This window comes from Micromonospora sp. WMMC241 (assembly GCF_027460165.1).
In the GTDB taxonomy this organism is placed as follows: domain Bacteria; phylum Actinomycetota; class Actinomycetes; order Mycobacteriales; family Micromonosporaceae; genus Micromonospora; species Micromonospora humi.
In genome coordinates this window covers 2,369,077-2,390,460 of the sequence record NZ_JAPZBF010000001.1, presented here as the reverse complement: position 1 = coordinate 2,390,460, position 21,384 = coordinate 2,369,077, and the positions used below count along the sequence as shown (strand labels likewise).

Genomic DNA, 21,384 nt, shown 5'->3' with positions numbered 1-21,384 from the left:
GTCGACGTCAACCCGACCCGACCGCGTCGATCAGGCCGGCCAGCAGCGCCACCCGCGGGACCACCGAGTCGAGGTCGAGCCACTCCCCCGGGCTGTGGTCGGCGCCGCCGACCGGGCCGAGCCCGTCGAGCACCGTCGCGCCGGCCTCGGCGAGCAGGTTGGCGTCGGCGCAGCCGCCGGTCGCGGTGTGCGAGACCGGTACGCCGAGCCCGGCGCCCACCTTCGCGGCCAGCTCGGCCAGCCGCCGGCCGGCCGGGTCCGGCTCCCAGGGCGGGGTGGGCGCCTGCACGGTCAGCTCGGCGTGCACCCCGGACACGGTCGGCGCGGCGACCAGGCGGCGGATCTCGGCGAGCGCGGCCTCGTACTCGCCGGTGCGCCAGGCGCGCAGGTCGACGAGCATCCGCGCCCGGTCGGCGACCACGTTGGGCCGGCCGCCCGCCTCCAGCGCCCCGACGTTCACCGTCACCCCGGGCCAGCGCCCGTTGAGCTGGTCCAGCGCCACGGTCAGCCGGGCGGCGGCGAGCAGCGCGTTGGCGCCGCGTTCCGGCTCGATGCCGGCGTGTGCGGCCCGGCCGCGCAGCGTCACCGCCAGGTCCGCCACGCCCTTGCGGGCGGAGACCAGGTCGCCGTTGTCGCGGGCGCACTCCAGGCAGAGCGCCACGTCGGCCTCGGCGCCGAGGGTACGCAGCAGCGCCCGGCTGCCCACCGAGCCGATCTCCTCGTCCGGCGTGCAGAGCAGCACCAGTTCGCCGTACCGGTGCCGGTCGGTCGCGGCGAGCACCTCGACGGCGGCCAGCCCGGCGAGCACGCCGCCCTTGTCGTCGCTGACCCCCGGCCCGTACGCGCGGCCGTCGTGCACCCGGAACGGCCGGGCGGCGGCCGTGCCGGGCGGGAACACCGTGTCCAGGTGACCGGCGAGCAGGATCCGGCGGGTGCCGGCGCCCCGGCGGCGGGCGATCAGCACGTCACCGAGCGGCCGGCCGGCCGGGTCGGCTACCGGCGCCCGCTCGACGGCCAGCCCCGCGCCGAGGCACCAGCGCTGCACCAGGTCAGCGGCCTCGCGCAGCCCGTCGACGTGGCCGGAGCCGGAGTCGACGGCCACCAGCCGGGCCAGCCGGTCGTGGTAGGCGGTCAGCCGGTCGCCGGCGGCGCGCAGCAGCGGGTCCATCAGAGCACCTTGTCGAGGAAGGCGCGGGTGCGCTCGTGGCGGGGGCGGCCGAGCACCTCGTCGGGCGGGCCGGTCTCCACCACCACGCCGTCGTCGAGGAAGGCGACCTGGTCGGCGACCTCACGGGCGAAGCCCATCTCGTGGGTCACCACGACCATCGTCATGCCGTCGGCGGCAAGGCCTTTCATCACGTCGAGCACCTCGCCGACGAGTTCCGGGTCGAGCGCGGAGGTGGGCTCGTCGAAGAGCATCAGCTTCGGGCGCATGGCGAGCGCCCGGGCGATGGCGACGCGCTGCTGCTGCCCGCCGGAGAGCTGGCTCGGGTAGTTGTGCGCGCGCTCGGCCAGCCCGACCCGGTCGAGCAGCCGCAGCGCCTCGGAGCGGGCCCGCTCGCGCGGGGTGCGCAGCACCCGCACCGGCGCCTCGGTCACGTTGCCGAGCGCGGTGAGGTGCGGGAAGAGGTTGAAGCGTTGGAACACCATGCCGATGTCGCGGCGGCGCACGGCGACCTCGCGGGCCTTCAGCTCGTGCAGCTTGTCGCCCTGGCGGCGGTAGCCGACCAGTTCGCCGTCGACCGCGAGCTGCCCGCCGTCGATGCGTTCCAGGTGGTTGACGCAGCGCAGGAACGTGGACTTGCCGGAGCCGGAGGGGCCGAGCAGGCAGGCCACCTCGCCGGCGGCCACGGTCAGGTCGATGCCCTTGAGCACCTCGACCGCGCCGAACCGCTTGGTCACCTTCTCGGCACGGACCATCGCCGTCATCGCACGCCTCCCCGGGCGAAGCCGCGGCCGAACCGGCGCTCCACCAGCCACTGGCCGGCGGAGAGGAGGCTGACCAGGGCGAGGTACCAGATCGCCGCCACCAGCAGCAGCGGGATCACCTTGTAGTTGTTCTGGTAGACGCTCTGCACGGCGGTCATCAGGTCCCGACCGGCGATGATCGACACCAGCGCGGTCGACTTGAGCATGGTGATGGTCTCGTTGCCCATCGGTGGGATGATCACGCGCATGGCCTGGGGCAGCACCACCCGGCGCAGGGTGAGCGCGGGGCCCATGCCGAGCGCGGCGGCGGCCTCGGTCTGCCCCTGGTCGACGGCGAGGATGCCGCCGCGGATGACCTCGGCGGCGTACGCCATCTCGTTGAGCGAGAGCGCGAGCACGGCGGCGACCGTGCCGGTGACCACCACGCTGGTGGGCTTGTCGAAAAGGACGGTGCCGGTGAACGGCACGCTGAGCGTGAGCCGGGGGAAGAGCGCGCCGAGGAACCCGAAGAAGATGATCTGCACCAGCAGCGGGGTGCCACGGAAGACCCAGATGAACGTCCACGAGACGCCGCGCAGCACCGGGTTGTCGGAGAGTCGCAGCACGGCGAGCAGGATGCCGCCGGCGGTGCCGAGCACCATGGCGAGCACGGTGAGCCAGAGCGTGGTGACCACGCCGTCGAGCACGTAGTCCTGGAACAGGTAGTGGGCGACGGTGCCGGGTTCGAGGTTGGGGCTGCTCAGCAGCGCCCGCAGGAACAGCGCGGCCAGCCCGGCCACGAGCAGCGCGGTGAGCCAGCGGCCGTAGTGGCGGACGGGGACGACCCGTACCGCGGGGGGTTCGGTGGTGGTCATCGTGGGGGTGCCTCCGGCAGGGGTTCGGCGGTCGCCGGGCGCCTCCGGGCCCGCCCTCACGGAAGTGGAGGACGCCCGGCGACCGCGGATCGGGGGGGCGGTGGTCCGCCGGGGTCAGTCGATGGCCTGGTCGACGGTGGCCTTCTCGACCGCGATCGGGGTCTGCTTCCAGCGGGTGAGGATCTTGCCGTAGGTGCCGTCGTCGATCAGCGACTGCACGGCCGCCCGGTACGCCTCGGCCAGTTCCTTGTTGGCCTTGAGGAACCCGAAGCCGTTCGGGCTGGCCAGCCAGCCGTTGGGCGAGGACGGGTCGTCGACCAGTTCGGCCTTGCCGGTGAGCGAGCCGGCGGTGTCCACCAGGTTGACCCGGGTGGCGGCGACGACCTGCACGTTGCCGGCGATCAGCGCCTGCACCGCCTGCGGGTTCTCCGGGTACTCCTTGATCTCCAGCGGCCGGCCGGCGCAGCTCTGCTTGGCGTACGTGGCCAGGTTCTTCGCCTGGTTGCTGGCCTTCTGCACGGCGACCGCGCGGCCGCAGAGGTCGGCGACGGTCTTCACGCCGAGCGGGTTGCCGGCGGCGACCAGGAATCCGGTGCCGGAGGCGGAGTAGTCGACGAACGTGGCGACCTGCTGGCGCTCCTTCTTGTCGGTGATGCCGCCGGCGATGGCGTCGTACTTGGCGGCCTGGAGGCCGGGCACGAGGCCGTCGAACGGCTGCTGCGTGAAGGTGGCCTTCAGGCCGAGGCGGGCCGACGCGGCCTGGAACAGGTCGTGGTCGAGGCCGACGAACTCGTCCGTGCGGCCCTCCACCTTGAAGTCGATGAACGGCTGGTAGGGGGCGTTGGTGGCGACCGTGACGGCGCCACGGCCGCGCACGTCGGACGGGACCTTGCCGGCGAGCGTCTTGTCGGTCTCGACCGCGCCGACGCCGTCGATGGTGACCGAGACGGGCTTGATCTCGTCGGTGGAGCCACCGGCCGAGGAGGTGCCGCAGGCGGCGGTGGCGGCGAGCAGCGCCGTGGTCGCGCCGAGCAGGGCGAGGGAACGGATGCGCATGGGGAGTCCTTCCGGGGGCCGGAACAGCCAGCCCCCGGACTGTAACTCACGTTACGATCTCGATGGGGTTACGGTTTTCTGTAACGCACGTTTCAGCGCCCGCCGAACGCCTGCTGTGCCCCCTCCATCGCCTTGAGCCGGGCACCGGCCACCGGGCCGAGCCTGTCGATCAGCGCCGCGACAAGCGTCTCCACCAGCGCCAACGTGGGCACGAAGCTGTCGTACGGCGACGGCGAGTCGACCCGGGCGGGCAGCACCACCTCGGCCAGACCGGCCACCGGCGAGAGCCACCGGTCGGTGAACAGCACCACCCGGGCGCCCCGGCCGGTGACCTCCCGGGCCAACTCCAGGGTCGGCTCCTCGTAACGGCGGAAGTCGAAGAGCACCACCAGGTCGCGCCGCCCGACGTCGACGAGCATGTCGGCGCGCTCCACCGGGCCGGCGGGCAGCAGACGGCTGTTGCCGCGCACCTGCATGAGGTGCAGCACCAGATAGTGGGCGAACAACGCGGAGAACCGGCCGCCGGCGGCGGTGACCCGGACCTGCTGGTCGGCGAGGAGGCGCACGGCCGCGTCCAGTTCGCCCTGCGGCAGCTCGGCCAGCGTGCCGGCCACCGCCTCGGGCAGCGCCGCCGCGGCCCGGGGCAACGCGCCCTCGGGCGGCGTCCCGCCGCGCTCGGTCGCCCGATAGGCGGTCAGCGGCGAGGTCTCCCGCTCCGCCAGCTCGTCGCGCAGCGCCTGCTGGAACTCGGGATAACCGCCGAAGCCGAGGCGCGACAGCAGACGCAGCACGGTCGGCGCGCTCACCTCGGCCCGCTCGGCCAACGCGGCCACCGTGCCCAGGCCGGCGGACGGGTAGGCGGCGAGCAGCGCCCGGGCCACCCGGCGCTCGGCCGGGCTGCACTCGCCGAGCCGGCGGCGGATCAGCGCCGCCACCCCCACCGCGTGCGGTTCGTCGACAGCCTCGGAGTTCGACACGAGCCGAGCGTAGCGGCCCCCGCCCGGGCCGACGGACGCCCGGGCGGGAGCCACGGCGGGTCAGGACTTCGCGACCGTGCAGGCGTAGTCGGCGGTCCCGGAGCCGGCGTACGCCTCCAGGTCGAGGTGGTAGGTGGCGGTGCCGGACGCGGTGCGGGTCAGCGTGACCGACTCGTCCGTCCCCGCGCCGTTGTTCACCGACCGGGTCAACGTGCTCCCGGTCGCGCTGAGCAGGTAGAGGTCCGCGTCGTACGCCGGCGGCACCGCGCAGGTGACGGTGAGCGTCTGCCCGGCGCCGAGCGTGAGCGAGAAGTAGTCGCGGTCGGTGGTGCTCCTCATGTCCCCGGTGACGGTGGCCGGGAACGTCAGCCCGGCGATGTCGTTCGCAGCCGTACGGGAGTCGTTCGGCTCCACCTCGGCGTAGGACGAGCCGCCGGACGGCGGCGGGGTGGACGAGCAGTCGGTCACCGGCGTGCCGTCGTAGAGGCCGCCGTCCGGCACCCCGGCGCGCACGCTGCGCAGGTAGTAGCCGCAGGTCGGCCGGTTGGCGAAGTCGTAGCTCTGACCGTTGGTGAGCTTCCAGATCTTGACGTCGCGGTAGGTGAGCGGTTGCCCGGAGGCGGCGACCTCGGGCTGGTGGTCGCCGAGCACGACGTAGGCGCTCGGGCCGCTGAGCGTGGCCCGGCCGGCGCGGTCGATGAACAGCGAGGCGCCCTCCTCCACCCCGACGCCCCAGGCCTTGCCGCCGGTGACCAGCCCGTCCTTGACCGCCCGGGCGACGAACGCGATGGTCCGGCCCATCCGGTCACGGGTGACGAAGTGCGAGTCGTTGATCGTGCCGGCGTAGTTCGGCCAGCGGAACATGCCCGTGGTGAACGTCATCGACCTGTCGTACGGGTTGGCCAGCGCGGTCGCCGAGGTGGCGCTCGCGGCGCAGGCGTCGTAGACCACGTCGCTGTTGACGTGGTGCCCGGCGCTGCCGCCGCCGACCCCGCCGCCCTTGGCCACCACCGACTCGACCGACGCCTCCAGCGCGGTGCCCTTCCAGGCGACGTAGCGGCACTGGTCACCGCCCGCGAAGTAGACGAACTCGGCGTTGCGGACGTCGGTGTTCACCTGGCTGTTGTTGCCGTCCGCGGCGGCGGTGAGGGTGAGCGTGGTGCAGGAGTTGACGCCGGCCAGCGGCGTGATCACGTCGCACTCCGGGGTGCCGGTCCCGGAGCCGGCGATCACCACCACGTCGATCGCGCCGGTGCCGCCGCGAATCGCGTCGACCGCCTTCGCCATGGTGGCGGTGACGATGCCGCCGGAGCCGTTCATGGTGTATGCCGGCCCGGACCAGTTCGCCCGGGCGGCGTCCGTGGCGCTGCCCTGGCGTACCCGGGTGACCTGGGCGTAGGCGGCGGGAACGCCGAGCGGGACGACGGTGAGCAGCGCGGCGGCGGCCGCCGTCACGGCGAGCCGGCGAGGGTTGCGGGAAGGGGACATGGGCACCTCCGAGGGGCCACGAAGCGATGAAACAGAAGTTACATCCATTAAGTTCACTGCTCAATACGTAACTTCTGTTACATGTTCGTGACGGCGGCGCCGAACCCGGAAGCCCGACGCCGCCGCACCACGTCAGGCCGGCCGGATGGCGACCGCCACGTCGGTGAACGTGGTCGCCGACGCGCCCCGGAACGCCGCGAACCCGGTGCCCCGGGTCAGCGTCGCGACCCAGCGCGGATCCTTCTCGTAGGAGGTCCCGCCGACCGCCACGCAGCCGGCACGGGCGGCCAGGCCGGTCTCCACCAGGCCGACCATGGCGTAGTCGTAGAAGACGTCCTCGGACGGCGTCGCCGCGCACGGCCCCGCCTCCGGTCGCACGCGCGGCTTGCCGGCGGCCGGGACGACGGTCCACCGTGGCGCCACGTACACGTCGCCGGCGGTCAGCCGGCTCCACCGCACGCCCGCGATCCCCCACACCCCGCCGTGCTCGGTCACCCGGGCCCGGCGCAGGTCGAGCACGCTCACCCCGCGCTGTCCGAGCACCCGCAGCGACGGGCGGCGCCCGCCGACGCCGGTGACCTCCAGCGCGGTGTTCTCGTCCAGGCCGAACACCCGGGTGTGCCGGGTGTCCGAGGCGAGACGGATCGACCGCGCCTCGCGCCCCCGGCGGGAGAAGTGGGTGTCGACCAGCCCGGCGGTGAAGAACCCGAAACCACCGCGCGGCAGGTAGCCGAGCACGTCGGGATCCTCGAAGTAGCCCGGCTTCGCGCCGTCGCGCAGGCCCGGTTCGGTGGATCCCCCGGTGATCATGTCGCGGCCGGCCATGATCTGCGCGCCGGCGCTGGTGCCGGCGACCACCGCACCGTCGCGCAGCTTGCGCCGGATCGCGGCGAGCGCCGCGCTGTCCCGCTGCGCCGCGCCCCGGGTCATGGTGGTGACGTAGCGGTACTGGTCGCCGCCGCCGAGGAAGAACCCGGTCATCGACTCGATCTGCCGGACCACCGCCGGGTCGTCGGCCGCGCCCGGACGATCGAGGTCGATCGGGATCCACCGGGCGTCCGCCGCCCGGTAGGACCGGAACAGCTCGGCGTAGTAGTCGCCATTGCAGACGCTGTTGTTGCAGTCCGGGGTGCCGGCGTCGGGATCCTCGGCCGGCACCGGGGCGCCGGCGGTCAGGATGCCGATCCGGGCCCTGCCGGGGCCACCGGCGAGCCGGACGATGTCGTCGTAGATCTCCCGGTTGTCATCGGCCAGCGCGCCGCCGACCAGCACCAGGCTGCCGCCGGAGCGATGATGGGACGCGGTGGCCGAGGCCGGGGCGGCGGCGACCGGCACGCTGAGCGCGACCGCCGCACAGGTGCCGACCCCGAGGGTCAGCAGGCGGTTCAGGGGCATGGGTGCTCCTCACAGGACCGTGAGGGCGGGCCGCGAGCCAGAGCGTACGGCACGCCCGCCCCGGCAACAACCTTGAGAGCGCTAACATCGCCGTTCACAAATTCGGTGGCCCTCTGAAGCGTTGACAGTCGCCTATGTAAACGCCACGCTAAGAGCGATTGTTAGCGTTAACTAGTTCGTCATCTCCGCTGGAGGAAGATCGATGGACCCCACCACCACCCGTCGCCGCCTGGGGACCGCACTCGTACCCCTGGCCCTGCTGGTCGCCGTCACCGCGACGGCCGTCGGCTCCGCCGCGCCCCCGGCGCGCGCCGCCGGCACCGGCCCCTGCGACCTCTACGCCGCCGGCGGCACGCCCTGCGTCGCCGCGCACAGCACCACCCGCGCGCTCTACGGCGCCTACGCCGGCCCGCTCTACCAGGTGCGCCGCGCCTCCGACAACGCCACCCGCGACGTCGCCCCGCTCGCCGCCGGCGACGTCGCCAACGCCGCCACCCAGGACGCGTTCTGCGCCGGCACGAGCTGCCTGATCAGCGTCATCTACGACCAGTCCGGCCGCGGCAACCACCTGACCCAGGCCCCGCCCGGCGGGTTCTCCGGCCCGGCCGCCGGCGGCTACGACAACCTCGCCGACGCCACGCTGGCCCCGGTCACGCTGGGCGGACGCAAGGCGTACGGCGTTTTCGTCGCCCCCGGCACCGGCTACCGCGACAACACCACCAACGGCATCGCGAAGGGCGACCAACCCGAAGGCATGTACGCCATCTTCGACGGCACCCACTACAACGGCGGCTGCTGCTTCGACTACGGCAACGCCGAGACCAACAGCCGGGACAACGGCAACGGCACCATGGAAGCCATCTACTTCGGCAACAACAAGGTCTGGGGCTACGGCACCGGCAACGGCCCCTGGATCATGGCCGACCTGGAGAACGGCCTCTTCTCCGGCGTCAACCCCGGCTACAACGCCAACAACCCGTCGATCAGCCACCGCTTCCTCACCGCGATCGTCAAGGGCGAACCCAACCACTGGGCCATCCGCGGCGGCAACGCCCAGTCCGGCGGCCTGAACACCATCTACGACGGCAAACGGCCCAACGCCTCCGGCTACAACCCGATGAAGAAGGAAGGCGCCATCATCCTCGGCATCGGCGGCGACAACAGCCACGGCGCCGCCGGCACGTTCTACGAAGGCGTCATGACCTCCGGCTACCCGTCGAACGCCACCGAGGACGCCGTCCAGGCCAACATCACCGCCGCCGGGTACGCGGCGAGCACCGGCGGTGGCCGGCAGAACGTCGAGATCGTCGGCGGCCAGTCCGGGCGCTGCGTCGACGTGCCGAACGGCGCCACCACCAACGGCACCCAGACGCAGCTCTGGGACTGCTGGGGCGGGACCATGCAGCGCTGGACCTACACGTCGGCGCGACAGCTCCAGGTGTACGGCAACAAGTGCCTCGACGCCAACGGCCAGGGCACGGCCAACGGCACCGCCGTCATCATCTGGGACTGCAACGGCCAGGCCAACCAGCAGTGGAACGTCAACGGCAACGGCACCATCACCGGCCAGCAGTCCGGCCTCTGCCTCGACGCCACCAGCGCCGGCACCGCCAACGGGACGAAACTGATCCTCTGGGCCTGCAACGGCGGCGCCAACCAGCAGTGGACCCTGCGCAACTGACCGCACCCACCACGAAAGGCTCCTCATGCCCGCTCCCCTGGTGAACCGCCGGATGCTCCTGCGCGCCACCGGTGCGACCGCGGTCGCGACCGCGGCCGGCGCCGCCGTCGGCTCCCTCGCCGGCGGCGGCGCGGCCGGCGCCGCGCTGGCACCGGCCCGCCCCGACATCGGCGTCTCCGCCTACGCGTTCGACCCAGGTCAGGCGCGGCTGACCGCCGGCCGCTGGCTCGACAACCAGAACCGGACGCTGTCCTACCTGCGCTTCGTCGACGTCAACCGGCTGCTCTACAACTTCCGCGCCAACCACCGGCTCTCCACCGCCGGTGCCGCCTCGAACGGCGGCTGGGACGCGCCGAACTTCCCGTTCCGCACCCACATGCAGGGCCACTTCCTGACCGCCTGGGCGCAGGCCTGGGCGGTGGCCGGCGACACCACCTGCCGGGACAAGGCGGTCACCATGGTGGCCGAGCTGGCGAAGTGCCAGGCCAACAACGGCGCGGCCGGCTTCAACGCCGGTTACCTGTCCGGCTTTCCCGAGTCCGACTTCACCGCGCTCGAGGCCCGCACGCTGAGCAACGGCAACGTGCCCTACTACTGCGTGCACAAGACGCTCGCCGGCCTGCTCGACGTGTGGCGCCTGATCGGCAGCACCCAGGCCCGCGACGTGCTGCTGGCGCTCGCCGGCTGGGTCGACTGGCGCACCGGCCGGCTCAGCTCGGCGCAGATGCAGGCCATGCTGGGCACCGAGTTCGGCGGCATGAACGCGGTGCTGACGGACATCTACCAGCAGACCGGCGACGCCCGGTGGCTGACCACCGCCCAGCGCTTCGACCACGCTGCCGTGTTCAACCCGCTCGCGTCCAACTCCGACCAGCTCAACGGGCTGCACGCCAACACGCAGGTGCCCAAGTGGATCGGCGCGGCCCGGGAGTACAAGGCCACCGGGACCACCCGCTACCGCGACATCGCCGCGAACGCCTGGAACATCACGGTCGGCGCGCACACGTACGCCATCGGCGGCAACAGCCAGGCCGAGCACTTCCGCGCCCCCAACGCCATCGCCGGCTACCTGCGCAACGACACCTGCGAGGCGTGCAACACCTACAACATGCTGAAGCTGACCCGGGAGCTGTGGCAGCTCGACCCGGACCGGGTCGCCTACGCCGACTTCTACGAGCGCGCGCTGCTCAACCACATGATCGGCCAGCAGAACCCGGCCGACGCCCACGGCCACGTCACCTACTTCACCCCGCTCAACCCGGGCGGGCGACGCGGCGTCGGCCCGGCGTGGGGCGGCGGCACCTGGAGCACCGACTACAACTCGTTCTGGTGCTGCCAGGGCACCGGGTTGGAAACCAACACCACACTGGCCGACGCGATCTACTTCCACAACGGCACCACGCTGACCGTGAACCTGTTCGTGCCGTCGGTGCTCACCTGGAGCCAGCGCGGCATCACGGTCACCCAGACCACCTCGTATCCCGTGGAGGACACCACGACGCTGACCGTCACCGGCTCGGTCGGCGGGTCGTGGACGATGCGGATCCGGATCCCGTCGTGGACCACCGGCGCGACGGTCAGCGTCAACGGCACGGCACAGGGCATCGCCACCACACCGGGCAGCTACGCGGTGCTGACCCGGGCCTGGGTCTCCGGGGACGTGGTCACGGTCCGGCTGCCGATGCGCGTGACCACCGTCGCCGCGAACGACGACGCGGCGGTCCAGGCGATCATGTACGGGCCGGTGGTGCTCTCCGGCAACTACGGCAACACCACGTTGAGCGCCCTGCCGACGCTGGAGACCGGATCGGTCACGCGCACCGGCAACGGCTCGCTGGCGTTCACCGCCCGGGCCAACGGCGCGACCGTGAACCTCGGGCCCTTCTACGACGCGCACGGGTTCAACTACACCGTCTACTGGCGTGCCGGCACGGGTGGTGGCGGTGGCGGCGAGGCGAGCTTCCGCCTGGCCAACGCGGCCAGCGGCCTCGTGCTCGGGATCCAGAACATGTCCACCGCCGACGGAGGGCTCGCCCTCCAGTGGGGCGACACCGGCACCGCGGACCACGACTGGCAGCTCGTGGTGGACGGGTCGGCGCTGAAGCTCCGCAACGTCAACAGCGGCAGGGTGCTCGGCGTGGAGAACATGTCCACCGCCGACAACGCCCGGATCCTCCAGTGGGCCGACAACGGCACCGCCGACCACCTCTGGACCCTGGTCGACGTCGGCGACGGCACCCACAAGCTGCGCAATGCCAACAGCGGCAAGCTGCTCGGCATCTCCGGGGGCTCGACCGCCCAGGGCGCGCAGGCCGTGCAGGACCCGGACAACGGCAGCCTCGACAACCAGTGGCGCTTCCTGCCGAACGGGGCCCGCCGGCTGCAGAACCTCGGCAGCGGGCTGGTGCTCGGCGTGCAGGACATGTCCACCGCCGACGGTGGGCTCGTCATCCAGTGGGGCGACACCGGCACCGCCGACCACCTGTGGACCGCGCTCGTGGACACCGGCGGCTACCTGCGGCTGCGCGCCTCGCACAGCGGCAAGGTGCTCGGCGTCGAGGGCGGCTCCACCGCAGCCGGCGCCCGGATCGTGCAGTGGGCCGACAACGGCGCCGCCGACCATCGGTGGCGGCTGCGTCACGGCGGGAACGGGTACTTCCGCATCCAGTGCGCCAACGGCGGCCGGGTGCTGGGCCTCAGCGGCGGTTCCGGCAGCCAGGGCGCGCAGGCCGTCCTCGGCGACGACTCCGGCGGCGCGCACCAGCGCTGGCGGTTCGTCTGAGGTCTCGGGTACGTGGATCCGGCGGTCGCGGCCGGCCCGCGTACCCCTGGTGACGCCGCCGTCGTCGGGCCGGGCGACCCGGCGACGGCGGCTCAGCACCACGGCGATCCGACCGGGTCCACCGGCCGGCGGACGACCACGTACGGGTCGCCTTTCGAGCTGACGTCACGAACGACTCAGGAGACGTCGACTCCGACGGCCCGAGACGACGACCGTGGTGAGCGACGGGGTCGACACCGTCATCGGCTCGCCGAGAGTCACGCGGGTCCTCGACCGGGTGCCCGGTGGTCTCGTCGGCGGCGACGACCAGCGGTCGGTGCGGTCTGAGTCGTTCGTGACATCAGCTCGAAAGGCAGCGACGGCGGCGAAGCCCGGGCGCCGAGGCACGTTCCGCGACCCCGCCCGGCCGCACCGAGCACGGCTCGCACCCCGGGCGATACGCGCGGCAGCACCGCCAGGAGTCAGGGGCCGTCCGGCGGCGGGTCAGCGCTGCGGGGGCGGGCCGACGCTGCGCCGGGGCACCAGCGTCGGCGCGATGGTCTGTCGCAGCGGCCCGACGTCGGCGGACTCGATCTGGGCCAGCAGCATGCCGAGACTCGCCCGGGCCACCGCCCCGAAGTCGGGCCGCACGGTGGTCAGCGGCGGGATGAAGTAGGCCGCCTCCGGCACGTCGTCGAACCCGACCACGCTGATGTCGTCCGGCACCCGCCGGCCGTGCTCGTGCAGCGCGCGCAGCACACCCAGCGCCAGGTGGTCGTTGGCGGTGAAGACGGCGGTGACCTCCGGCATCCGGGCGAGCATCTGCCCGCACCGGTAACCCGCCGCGGCGGACCAGTCGGCCGGGACCAGCGGCGGGATCTCGGCGCCGGCGAGCCGCAGGGCCTCGCGCCAGCCCTCGATCCGGCCCGCGCTGTCGAACCAGTCGGACGGGCCGGACACGTGCCAGACCGTGCGGTGCCCGGCGTCGAGCAGGTGCTGGGTGGCGGCCCGGGCGCCGGCGACCTGGTCGACCGTCACCAGCGGGATCGGCCGGCGCGGGTCGCCGTCCACGGTCACCAGCGGCACGTCGTGCGGCAGCCGTTCGAGCGCCGCACCGGCCGACTCGACCGGCGCGATCACCACGATGCCGGCCACCCGGTGCGCCAGGTGCCGCTCCACCGCCGCCGAGATGGACCGGTGGTCGAGGTCGCTGACGCTGCCGACGCTGACCGCGAAGCCGGCCTCGGCCGCGGTCTGCTCCAGCGCGGCCAGCAGGGAGGCCGGACCGTAGAGGGTGGTGTTCTGCGCGACCACGCCGATCACCTGGGACCGACCGGTGACCAGCGCGCGGGCCGCGCGGTTGGGCCGGTAGCCGAGTTCGGTGATGGCCGCCTGCACCCGCAACCGGGTCTGCTCGCGTACGTTGGGGTGCCCGTTGAGGACCCGGGAGACCGTCTGGTGGGAGACACCGGCGAGGCGAGCCACATCAGTCATCGCAGGACCGCGCACGGCCACCTCACTTTCGCACATGCCCGCGTGGCCGAACCATGTCGACGTCGACCGGACCGGCCGGGGTGGCGACAGTCTACGCCAGTTGTTCCGCCGGTCACGGCACGGTCGATCGACGAATCGATTCGTCGCGCCGGATTGTCGGGGAATGGCCGGCGGCGCCCATTCCCTTTCCTCCCCCGGCGACGCGAAGTGGCAGCTCCGGCCGCCCGGGGCGGGGCATTTTCCGACGGTTGTCGGACCCCGCCCCGGGCAATTCTCGTCGCGCGTCAAGGACCGGAAATGGTGACCCGCGTCACGGCGTTGTCACGGAGAACTGGCGCGCCGTCACCGCACCGCCCAGTGATTGGGTGGCGTAGTTGAAGATGCCGAACCGGTATCCCATGAAGAACTGCCACGCGTTGTTGAGCGTCAGCGCGTTGCCCAGCGGGACGAAGGTGACCCCGTCGGTGCTGTACGAGAAGCGCGCCTGCCGGCCCGAGCCGGGCCGGATGTCGGCGTTGACCCGCAACCAGATCCGCCCGCCGGAGACCGCCGCGCCGGCGACCTCGCTGCCGGTGGAGGTGGTGTTCCAGGCGCCGCTGGCCATGGTCAGCCCGTTGGTCATGACCACCCGGGTGGCGCCGTTGTCCCGCCGCACGCCGATCCAGGCCGAACTGTCGCGCAGCATGGCCAGCCCGGACCGGTCCCCGTCGCGCATGGCCGAGTAGTCCAACTCGACGGTCGCGGTGGAGGTCGGACCCTGGATCCGGTGGGTCAACGTGTTACGGGCCTGGTAGAGGTCGTTGGTCACGGACGCGGTCTGCAGGCGCAGGCCGTTGTTCACCGACCACCGGCTGTTGTCCGGGTTGTGGTTCCACTCGTACTGCACGCCGAGCGTGGTGCCGGCGAACGTGTCGGTGCCGGTGAGCGGCTTCACCGGGTGCAGCGGCAGCGGGTTGGGGTAGCTGGCGCCCCACGCCCCGTTGACGGTCTGCACCTGCGGCCAGCCGTCGGCGGTCCAGGTGATCGGCGCCAGCGTCGGCATCCGCCCGCCCGGGTACGCGTCGGTGAAGGCCATGTAGTACCAGGAGCCGTTCTGGGTCTGCACCAACCCGCCCTGGTGCGGCACGCCGCCGCCCGAGATCGGACCGGGCAGGTTGAGCAGCACCTGACGCTGCTCGTACGGGCCGAACGGGCCGTTGGTGGACTTGAGCACGTACTGGCCGTTGGCCGGTCGGGTCAGCCAGATGTAGTAGGCGCCGTTGCGCTTGTAGAAGCGCGCCCCCTCGAGCGTGCCGATGCTCGACGGCGTCTGGTAGACCTGCTGGGCCCGTACCTGGGTGCGTCCGTCCGCGGACAGCTGCGCCACGTTGATCGTGCCGTTGCCGTACGCGACGTACATGGTGTCGTTGTCGTCGATGAGCATGCCGGCGTCGTAGTAGCAGTTCGGGATCGTGGTCAGCTTGCTCCACGTGCTGTCGACGGCCGACGCGGTGTAGATGTGCGTCTGGGCGAAGTCGATGCACCCGGCCCAGTAGTAGGTCTTGTTGCTCGGCCGGTAGTTCAGCGTCGAGGCCCAGATGCCGTCCACGTACGCCTGGCTGCCCGGGGGCAGGTCGTACTTGGTCCCGAAGTCCAGCCGGGGCACCGAGTGCCCGGCGAACTCCCAGTTCACCAGGTCCCAGGAGCGCAGCACCGGGGCCCCGGGCGAGTAGTGCATGGTCGAGGCGGACATGTAGTAGATGTCGCCGACGCGGATGATGTCGACGTCGGCGAAGTCCTGCCAGATCGCCGGGTTGGTGAAGGTGCCGCTCGGCGGCGGGGTGGTCGGCGGGGGGTCGGTCGGGGTGCCGCCGCCGTCGACGCGGACCAGCTGCCACTGCTGGTTGGTGCCGTTCCAGTCGTCGTACTGCACGATGTTGCCGCCGTCCGCGGTCGAGGCGTTCTGCACCTCCACCGCCTTGTTCGAGTTGCGGTTGACCAGCCGGACGTAGCCGCCGTCCGAGTCCGCCAGCCGGAACTGCTGGTTGGTGCCGCCGTGGTCGCTCCACTGCACGACGGCCGCGCCGTTGGCGGTGGACGCGCCGGTCACGTCCAGCACCTTGCCGGAGTGCCGCGACCGCACCCGGTAGTAGCCGCCGCCGGAGTCCACGAACTGCCACTGCTGCCAGGCACCGTTGTTACGCGTCCACTGGGTGATCCGCGCCCCGTCGTTCGTGGCCTGGTTGTAGAGGTCCAACGCCTTGCCGCTGTTGCGGTTGACCAGCACGTACCACGCGCTGGTGTCCACCGTCGCCGCCGAGGCCGGCGCCGGGACGAGGCCCACCAGCACGCCGCCGACCACCATCGCCACCAACCCCGCCAGGAGCCGGGACAGCCGAGCTGTCACCACCATGACCCTCCTTATGTGATCGTTAACAGTCGTCCCTGCCCGAGGGGAATCGGAGCCGGGTGGCAGCCGATGCGGTGGTCCGGCCCGGAGGGACCACCGAGGCTGCCGGCTTTCCGACACATCGACTGTGAGCGATAACAAGAGGTTCGTCAAGGCGTAACGTCGCGGACACGAGCGGGTGGCGTGCCCCGACGCGGAGATCGGGGTACGCCACCCGCGGGCGCGTCAGAAACCGCGCGCGAGCCGGTGGTACGCCTGGTTCCAGCGCAGCTCGTCGGCGAACCGGTGCGGCACGGTGTCGCCGTCGATGACCGCCAGCTCGGTACGCGTCATCGCGGCCAGGTCACGCAACTCCTCCACGCCGACGGCCTGGGAGAGCACGGTGTGGTGCGGGGCGCCCGCCGTGATCCAGGACTCCGCCGACGCGGCGAGGTCGGGGCGGGGACGCCACACCGCGCGGGCCACCGGCAGCCGGCGCAACGGCTGCGGCGGCGGCACCACGTCGACCACGTTGGCGACCAGCCGGAACCGCTCCCCCAGGTCCGACATGCCGAGCACCACGGCCGGACCGGCCGCCGCGTCGAAGACCAGCCGGACCGGGTCCTCCCGCCCACCGATGCCCAGCGGGTGCACCTCCGCGGTCGGCACGTCCGCGGCGATGCTCGGGCACACCTCCAGCATGTGCGCGCCGAGGACCAGCTCCTGACCGAACGTCAGGTCGTAGGTGTAGTCCTCCATGAAGGACGTGCCGCCCTGGACGCCGACCGCCATCGCCTTCAGCGTGCGCACCAGGACGGAGGTCTTCCAGTCCCCCTCGCCGCCGAACCCGTACCCGTCGGCCATCAGCCGCTGCACCGCGATGCCGGGAAGCTGGCGCAGCCCGCCGAGGTCCTCGAAGTTGGTGGTGAACGCGCGGAAGCCGCCGTCGTCCAGGAACGCCCGCAGCCCCAGCTCCTGGCGCGCGGCGTAGCGCAGCGACTCGTGCCGGTCGCCGCCGGCACGCAGCGCGGCGTCCAGCCGGTAGGTGTCGTCGTACTCCTTCACCAGGTCGTCGACCTGCGCCTCGGCGACCTGGTCGACCACCGCGACCAGGTCGTTCACGCCGTAGGTGTTGACCGAGACGCCGAAGCGCAGCTCCGCCTCGACCTTGTCCCCCTCGGTGACCGCGACGTCGCGCATGTTGTCGCCGAAGCGGGCCAGGCGCAGCGTCCGCACCGACGACCAGCCGATCGCCGCGCGGGTCCAGGCCGCCACCCGCGCGATGACCCGCGGGTCGGTGACGTGCCCGGCGACGGTCTTGCGAGCCACCCCCAGGCGGGTCTGGATGTACCCGAACTCGCGGTCGCCGTGCGCGGCCTGGTTCAGGTTCATGAAGTCCATGTCGATGGTGTCCCACGGCAGCGCCACGTTCGCCTGGGTGTGCAGGTGCAGCAACGGCGTCTGCAACGCGTCCAGCCCGGCGATCCACATCTTGGCCGGCGAGAACGTGTGCATCCAGGCGATCACCCCGACCGCGCCCTGCACGGCCGCGTCCCGGCACATCGCCAGGATGTCCGTGCTGGAGGTCAGGACCGGCTTCCAGACCACCCGGACCGGAATGTCCGACGACTCGTCCAGCCGGGCGGCGATCTGCCGGGACTGGTCGGCGACCTGCCGCAGGGTGTCCTCGCCGTAGAGGCCCTGGCTACCGGTGAGGAACCAGACCTCGGGCTGGGGATGAGGTGCCATGTTGTTGCCTTCCGCGCTAGTTGCCGTCACTTGAACCGGATGCCGATGAGGCGCTGGAGGAGGATGAACGCGAAGAGCAGCCCGCCGATCACGATCTTGGTCCACCAGGAGTTGAGGCTGCCGTCGAAGGTGATCAACGTCTGGATCACGCCCAGCACCAGCACCCCGAGCACGGTGCCGAAGACGTAGCCCGACCCGCCGGTGAGCACCGTGCCGCCGATGACGACCGCGGCGATCACGTCCAGTTCCATCCCGACGGCGATCAGCGGCGCGCCGGAGAGCGTGTAGAACGACAGCAGGATGCCGCCGATGGCCGAGCACAAGCCGCTGATCGTGTAGACGGCGATCCGGGTCCGCGCCACCGGCAGGCCCATCAGCAGCGCCGACTGCGCGTTGCCGCCGACCGCGTACACGTTGCGGCCGAACCGGGTGTACGCCAGCACGTACGCGGCGACCAGGACCACCGCGAACGCGATGAGCACGCTGATCGACACGAAGTTCCCCGCCGGGTCACCGATGCGCTCCTGGGACATGCCGGTCCAGAAACCGTCGGTGATGGAGATCGAGGAGTCGCTGATGAACGTGCACATGCCGCGGGCGAAGAACATGCCGGCGAGCGTGACGATGAACGGCTGGATCTCGAAGAAGTGGATCGCGCAGCCCATCAGGAACCCGAGCGTCGGACCGATGAGCAGCGCGACGACGAGCACCAGCACCGCGGGCAGGCCGTCGCGGAGCAGGGCGGCCGACACCATCGCGGTCATCGCGACCACCGAGCCGACGGACAGGTCGATGCCGCCGGTGAGGATCACGAACGTCATGCCGACGGCGACCACCAGCAGGAAGCCGTTGTCGATGAAGACGTTGAAGACGACCTGGACGTTGGAGAACGCGCGGTACTGCGACACGCCGACGCCGTACATGACCAGCAGCAGCGCGAGCGTCGCCAGGACCGGGACGTGCCGCCGGGGCAGGCTGGGCCGCCAGGACCGGACGGCGGACAACGACGTGCTGCTCATGCCGGGACCTGCTCCTTCTCCCGCTGCGGCGCCGCCGGACCGGGCTCGACGCCGCGCCGGCGGCGACGGAACCGGGCCCGGAACGCCGGGGCCTGCACCAGGCAGACGGCGATCACGACGACGGCCTTGAACAGCAAGGACGTCTGCGGCGAGATGTTCATGGCGTACACCGTGGTGGTCAGGGTCTGGATGATCAGCGCGCCGAGAACGGTGCCGCTGAGCGAGAACCGGCCGCCGGCCAGCGACGTCCCGCCGATCACCACCGCGAGGATCGCGTCGAGCTCGATCCACAGCCCGGCCGCGTTGCCGTCCGCGCTCGAGACGTTCGCGGTGACCATGAAACCGGCCAGCGCGGCGCAGGCGGCGCTGACCACGTAGACGAGGAAGACGACGCGACGCGACCGGATGCCGGCCAGCCGGCTGGCCTCGGCGTTGCCGCCGACCGACTCGACGATCAGCCCGAGCGCGGTACGCCGGGTGAACGCGGCCACCAGCAGCGCGGCGGCCAACGCGATCAGGATGGCCAGCGGCAGCGTCAGGAAGCTCCCCAGCCCGATCGCCCGGTACGGCCCGGAGTTGATCGTGATGATCTGCCCCTCGGTGACCAGCTGGGCGATCCCCCGCCCGGCCACCATGAGGATCAGCGTGGCGATGATGGGTTGGATGCCGATGACGGCGACCAGCACCCCGTTCCACGCGCCGAGCACGAGCGCGGCCCCGAAGGCCAGGGCCAGCGCGGTCGCCACCGTGGCCGGGCTGTTCTGGTCGGCCGCGCCGCTGATGTGCAGGCACGCGATCGCGCCGCTGATGGCGCAGAGCGAGCCGACGGACAGGTCGATGCCGCCGGTGGCGATGACCAGGGTCATGCCGAGCGCGACGAGGATCAGCGGCGCGCTCAACCGGAGGATGTCGACCGGCGTGCCGTACAGGTGACCGTTCTTGACCTCGACGGCGAGGAAGCCGGGCCGGTAGACGGTGTTCGCGGCGATCATCACCACGAGCACCAGGGCCGGCCAGAACAGCCGGTGCCCGGTCAGCGGGCGGAGGCGGTCGGCGACGGTGTTCATCGGTTCACCTCCTCCCGGGGGGTTCCGCTGGCGATGGTGCGCATGACGCGGTCCGCGTCGAGCGTGTCGTCGTTGGTGAGCTGGGCGACCATCTCGCGGTCGCGCATGACCGCGACCCGGTGACTCAGGCGCAGCACCTCCTCCAGCTCGGCGGAGATGAACAGCACCGCCATGCCACCGTCGGAGAGCTGCACCACCAGCTTCTGGATCTCGGCCTTGGCGCCGACGTCGATGCCGCGGGTGGGCTCGTCGAGGATGAGCAGCCGCGGCTCGGTGATGAGCCAGCGTGCCAGCAGCACCTTCTGCTGGTTGCCGCCGGAGAGGTTGCGCACCGGCAGTTCCGGGTTCGCCGGCCGGATGCTCAGCGCCTCGACGTACTTCTGCACCAGTTCGTCCTGCCGCCGGCGCGGGATCGGGCGCAGCCAGCCGCGCGCGGCCTGCATCGCCAGGATCATGTTCTCCCGCACCGACAGCTCCGGCACGATGCCCTCCGCGCGGCGGTTCTCCGAGCAGAAGCCGATGCCCTGGTCGATGGCGTGGATCGGGGTACGCAGCGGCGAGCGCGTGCCGTCGGTGCGGACCTGACCGTGGTCGGCGCGGTCGGCGCCGAAGATCAGCCGGGCCACCTCGGTACGGCCGGAGCCGAGCAGGCCGGCCAGGCCGACCACCTCACCGGCGTGGATGCGCAGGCTGAACGGGGCGACCGCGCCGCGGCGGCCCACCTCCTCGGCGTCCACCAACGGGGCCTGCCCGTCGAGCGCGACGGTGGCCCGCTTCTGCTGCTCGTCCAGCCGTTCCAGGACGTCCAGCTCCTGGCCGATCATCTTCTCCACGAGGCTGAACTGCGGCAGCTCCCCGGTGCGGTACTCCCCGACCAGGGCGCCGTTGCGCAGCACCGTGATCCGGTCGGCGATGCCGTAGACCTGGTCGAGGAAGTGGGTGACGAACAGGATCGCGATCCCCTCGTCACGCAACTGCCGCATGATGCGGAACAGCTGGGCCACCTCGCCGGCGTCCAGGCTGGACGTCGGCTCGTCCAGGATGAGCACCCGGGCCCGCACGTCGATCGCCCGGGCGATGGCGACCATCTGCTGCACGGCCAGCGAGTACGTGCCGAGCTGGGCGCTCACGTCGAGGTCGAGGTCGAGGCGGGCCAGCAGGTCGCGGGCCCGCCGGCGCATCTCGCCCCAGCGCACCGCGCCCAGGCGGCGCGGTTCCCGGCCGATGAAGATGTTCTCCGCCACCGACAGGTTGGTGCAGAGGTTGACCTCCTGGTAGACGGTGCTCACGCCGGCCGCGGCGGCCTGCATCGGCCCGGTGAAGGACACCTGCTCGCCGTCGAGCGTGACGGTGCCGGCGTCGGTGCCGTAGACGCCGGTCAACACCTTGATCAGGGTCGACTTGCCGGCGCCGTTCTCGCCCATCAGGGCGTGGACCTCGCCCGGGAACAGCCGGAAGTCGACGTCGTGCAGCGCGCGGACCCCGGGGAAGGTCTTGCTGATTCCGGTCATGGTCAGGACCGGACGGTCACCCGTCATCCCATCGG

At 72.0% G+C, this 21,384-nt stretch carries 15 protein-coding genes; 2 read left to right on the top strand and 13 right to left on the bottom strand.

The features are described 5' to 3' along the window. Positions 1-7: 7 nt before the first annotated feature. The 7 genes from O7598_RS11105 to O7598_RS11075 all read right to left on the bottom strand — a co-directional run bounded on the left by O7598_RS11105 (position 8) and on the right by O7598_RS11075 (position 7,699). Complete coding sequence (locus tag O7598_RS11105; protein WP_269691242.1) at positions 8-1,168, bottom strand: M20/M25/M40 family metallo-hydrolase; 1,161 nt, start codon at positions 1,166-1,168, stop codon at positions 8-10. Further along, positions 1,168-1,929: an amino acid ABC transporter ATP-binding protein gene (locus tag O7598_RS11100; protein ID WP_269691241.1), complete on the bottom strand. Its 762-nt coding sequence runs from the start codon at positions 1,927-1,929 to the stop codon at positions 1,168-1,170. Before O7598_RS11100 ends, O7598_RS11105 begins: the two co-directional genes overlap by 1 nt. After that, positions 1,926-2,783 carry an amino acid ABC transporter permease gene (locus O7598_RS11095; RefSeq protein ID WP_269691240.1) on the bottom strand — a complete coding sequence of 286 codons (858 nt, stop codon included), beginning with the start codon at positions 2,781-2,783 and terminating at the stop codon, positions 1,926-1,928. The genes O7598_RS11100 and O7598_RS11095 overlap by 4 nt, the downstream gene beginning before the upstream one ends. Before the next feature lie 114 nt (positions 2,784-2,897). Then, on the bottom strand, positions 2,898-3,839 hold the full coding sequence (locus tag O7598_RS11090) for a transporter substrate-binding domain-containing protein (protein WP_269691239.1): 942 nt from the start codon (positions 3,837-3,839) through the stop codon (positions 2,898-2,900). Positions 3,840-3,931: 92 nt separating this feature from the next. Then, positions 3,932-4,816 carry a MurR/RpiR family transcriptional regulator gene (locus O7598_RS11085; RefSeq protein WP_269691238.1) on the bottom strand — a complete coding sequence of 295 codons (885 nt, stop codon included), beginning with the start codon at positions 4,814-4,816 and terminating at the stop codon, positions 3,932-3,934. 60 nt (positions 4,817-4,876) lie between these two features. Continuing rightward, positions 4,877-6,304 carry a hypothetical protein gene (locus O7598_RS11080; protein ID WP_269691237.1) on the bottom strand — a complete coding sequence of 476 codons (1,428 nt, stop codon included), beginning with the start codon at positions 6,302-6,304 and terminating at the stop codon, positions 4,877-4,879. Between the two features lie 132 nt (positions 6,305-6,436). Beyond that, positions 6,437-7,699: a cyanophycinase gene (locus O7598_RS11075; RefSeq protein WP_269691236.1), complete on the bottom strand. Its 1,263-nt coding sequence runs from the start codon at positions 7,697-7,699 to the stop codon at positions 6,437-6,439. Between the two features lie 202 nt (positions 7,700-7,901). Between O7598_RS11075 and O7598_RS11070 the strand changes: the two genes are divergently transcribed. Both O7598_RS11070 and O7598_RS11065 read left to right on the top strand, forming a co-directional pair. Next, positions 7,902-9,380 carry an arabinofuranosidase catalytic domain-containing protein gene (locus tag O7598_RS11070; RefSeq protein ID WP_269691235.1) on the top strand — a complete coding sequence of 493 codons (1,479 nt, stop codon included), beginning with the start codon at positions 7,902-7,904 and terminating at the stop codon, positions 9,378-9,380. A 25-nt stretch (positions 9,381-9,405) separates the two neighbouring features. Next, positions 9,406-12,162: a beta-L-arabinofuranosidase domain-containing protein gene (locus O7598_RS11065; RefSeq protein ID WP_269691234.1), complete on the top strand. Its 2,757-nt coding sequence runs from the start codon at positions 9,406-9,408 to the stop codon at positions 12,160-12,162. A gap of 483 nt (positions 12,163-12,645) precedes the next feature. Here O7598_RS11065 and O7598_RS11060 read toward each other — a convergent pair whose 3' ends face one another. The 6 genes from O7598_RS11060 to O7598_RS11035 all read right to left on the bottom strand — a co-directional run bounded on the left by O7598_RS11060 (position 12,646) and on the right by O7598_RS11035 (position 21,376). Continuing rightward, complete coding sequence (locus O7598_RS11060; protein ID WP_175441158.1) at positions 12,646-13,635, bottom strand: LacI family DNA-binding transcriptional regulator; 990 nt, start codon at positions 13,633-13,635, stop codon at positions 12,646-12,648. Positions 13,636-13,945: 310 nt separating this feature from the next. Then, positions 13,946-16,027, bottom strand: a complete 2,082-nt coding sequence (locus tag O7598_RS11055) for an RICIN domain-containing protein (RefSeq protein ID WP_269691233.1) — start codon at positions 16,025-16,027, stop codon at positions 13,946-13,948. A gap of 222 nt (positions 16,028-16,249) precedes the next feature. Next, positions 16,250-17,752 carry an L-arabinose isomerase gene (gene araA, locus O7598_RS11050; RefSeq protein ID WP_269691232.1) on the bottom strand — a complete coding sequence of 501 codons (1,503 nt, stop codon included), beginning with the start codon at positions 17,750-17,752 and terminating at the stop codon, positions 16,250-16,252. 26 nt (positions 17,753-17,778) lie between these two features. Continuing rightward, entirely contained in the window at positions 17,779-18,771 is a 993-nt protein-coding gene (gene yjfF, locus O7598_RS11045) for a galactofuranose ABC transporter, permease protein YjfF (protein ID WP_269691231.1), read from the bottom strand. Beyond that, on the bottom strand, positions 18,768-19,838 hold the full coding sequence (locus tag O7598_RS11040) for an ABC transporter permease (RefSeq protein ID WP_091055428.1): 1,071 nt from the start codon (positions 19,836-19,838) through the stop codon (positions 18,768-18,770). The genes yjfF and O7598_RS11040 overlap by 4 nt, the downstream gene beginning before the upstream one ends. After that, positions 19,835-21,376: a sugar ABC transporter ATP-binding protein gene (locus O7598_RS11035; RefSeq protein WP_269691230.1), complete on the bottom strand. Its 1,542-nt coding sequence runs from the start codon at positions 21,374-21,376 to the stop codon at positions 19,835-19,837. Before O7598_RS11035 ends, O7598_RS11040 begins: the two co-directional genes overlap by 4 nt. Between the last annotated feature and the right edge of the window lie 8 nt (positions 21,377-21,384).

Excerpts from the sequence above, each read along its gene's own strand:
- O7598_RS11105 (WP_269691242.1), bottom strand. The coding sequence starts at position 1,168 with ATGGACCCGCTGCTGCGCGCCGCCGGCGACCGGCTGACCGCCTACCAC.
- O7598_RS11100 (WP_269691241.1), bottom strand. The coding sequence starts at position 1,929 with ATGACGGCGATGGTCCGTGCCGAGAAGGTGACCAAGCGGTTCGGCGCG.
- O7598_RS11095 (WP_269691240.1), bottom strand. The coding sequence starts at position 2,783 with ATGACCACCACCGAACCCCCCGCGGTACGGGTCGTCCCCGTCCGCCAC.
- O7598_RS11090 (WP_269691239.1), bottom strand. The coding sequence starts at position 3,839 with ATGCGCATCCGTTCCCTCGCCCTGCTCGGCGCGACCACGGCGCTGCTC.
- O7598_RS11080 (WP_269691237.1), bottom strand. The coding sequence starts at position 6,304 with ATGTCCCCTTCCCGCAACCCTCGCCGGCTCGCCGTGACGGCGGCCGCC.
- O7598_RS11075 (WP_269691236.1), bottom strand. The coding sequence starts at position 7,699 with ATGCCCCTGAACCGCCTGCTGACCCTCGGGGTCGGCACCTGTGCGGCG.
- O7598_RS11070 (WP_269691235.1), top strand. The coding sequence starts at position 7,902 with ATGGACCCCACCACCACCCGTCGCCGCCTGGGGACCGCACTCGTACCC.
- O7598_RS11065 (WP_269691234.1), top strand. The coding sequence starts at position 9,406 with ATGCCCGCTCCCCTGGTGAACCGCCGGATGCTCCTGCGCGCCACCGGT.
- O7598_RS11060 (WP_175441158.1), bottom strand. The coding sequence starts at position 13,635 with ATGACTGATGTGGCTCGCCTCGCCGGTGTCTCCCACCAGACGGTCTCC.
- O7598_RS11055 (WP_269691233.1), bottom strand. The coding sequence starts at position 16,027 with ATGGTGGTGACAGCTCGGCTGTCCCGGCTCCTGGCGGGGTTGGTGGCG.
- araA (WP_269691232.1), bottom strand. The coding sequence starts at position 17,752 with ATGGCACCTCATCCCCAGCCCGAGGTCTGGTTCCTCACCGGTAGCCAG.
- yjfF (WP_269691231.1), bottom strand. The coding sequence starts at position 18,771 with ATGAGCAGCACGTCGTTGTCCGCCGTCCGGTCCTGGCGGCCCAGCCTG.
- O7598_RS11040 (WP_091055428.1), bottom strand. The coding sequence starts at position 19,838 with ATGAACACCGTCGCCGACCGCCTCCGCCCGCTGACCGGGCACCGGCTG.
- O7598_RS11035 (WP_269691230.1), bottom strand. The coding sequence starts at position 21,376 with ATGACGGGTGACCGTCCGGTCCTGACCATGACCGGAATCAGCAAGACC.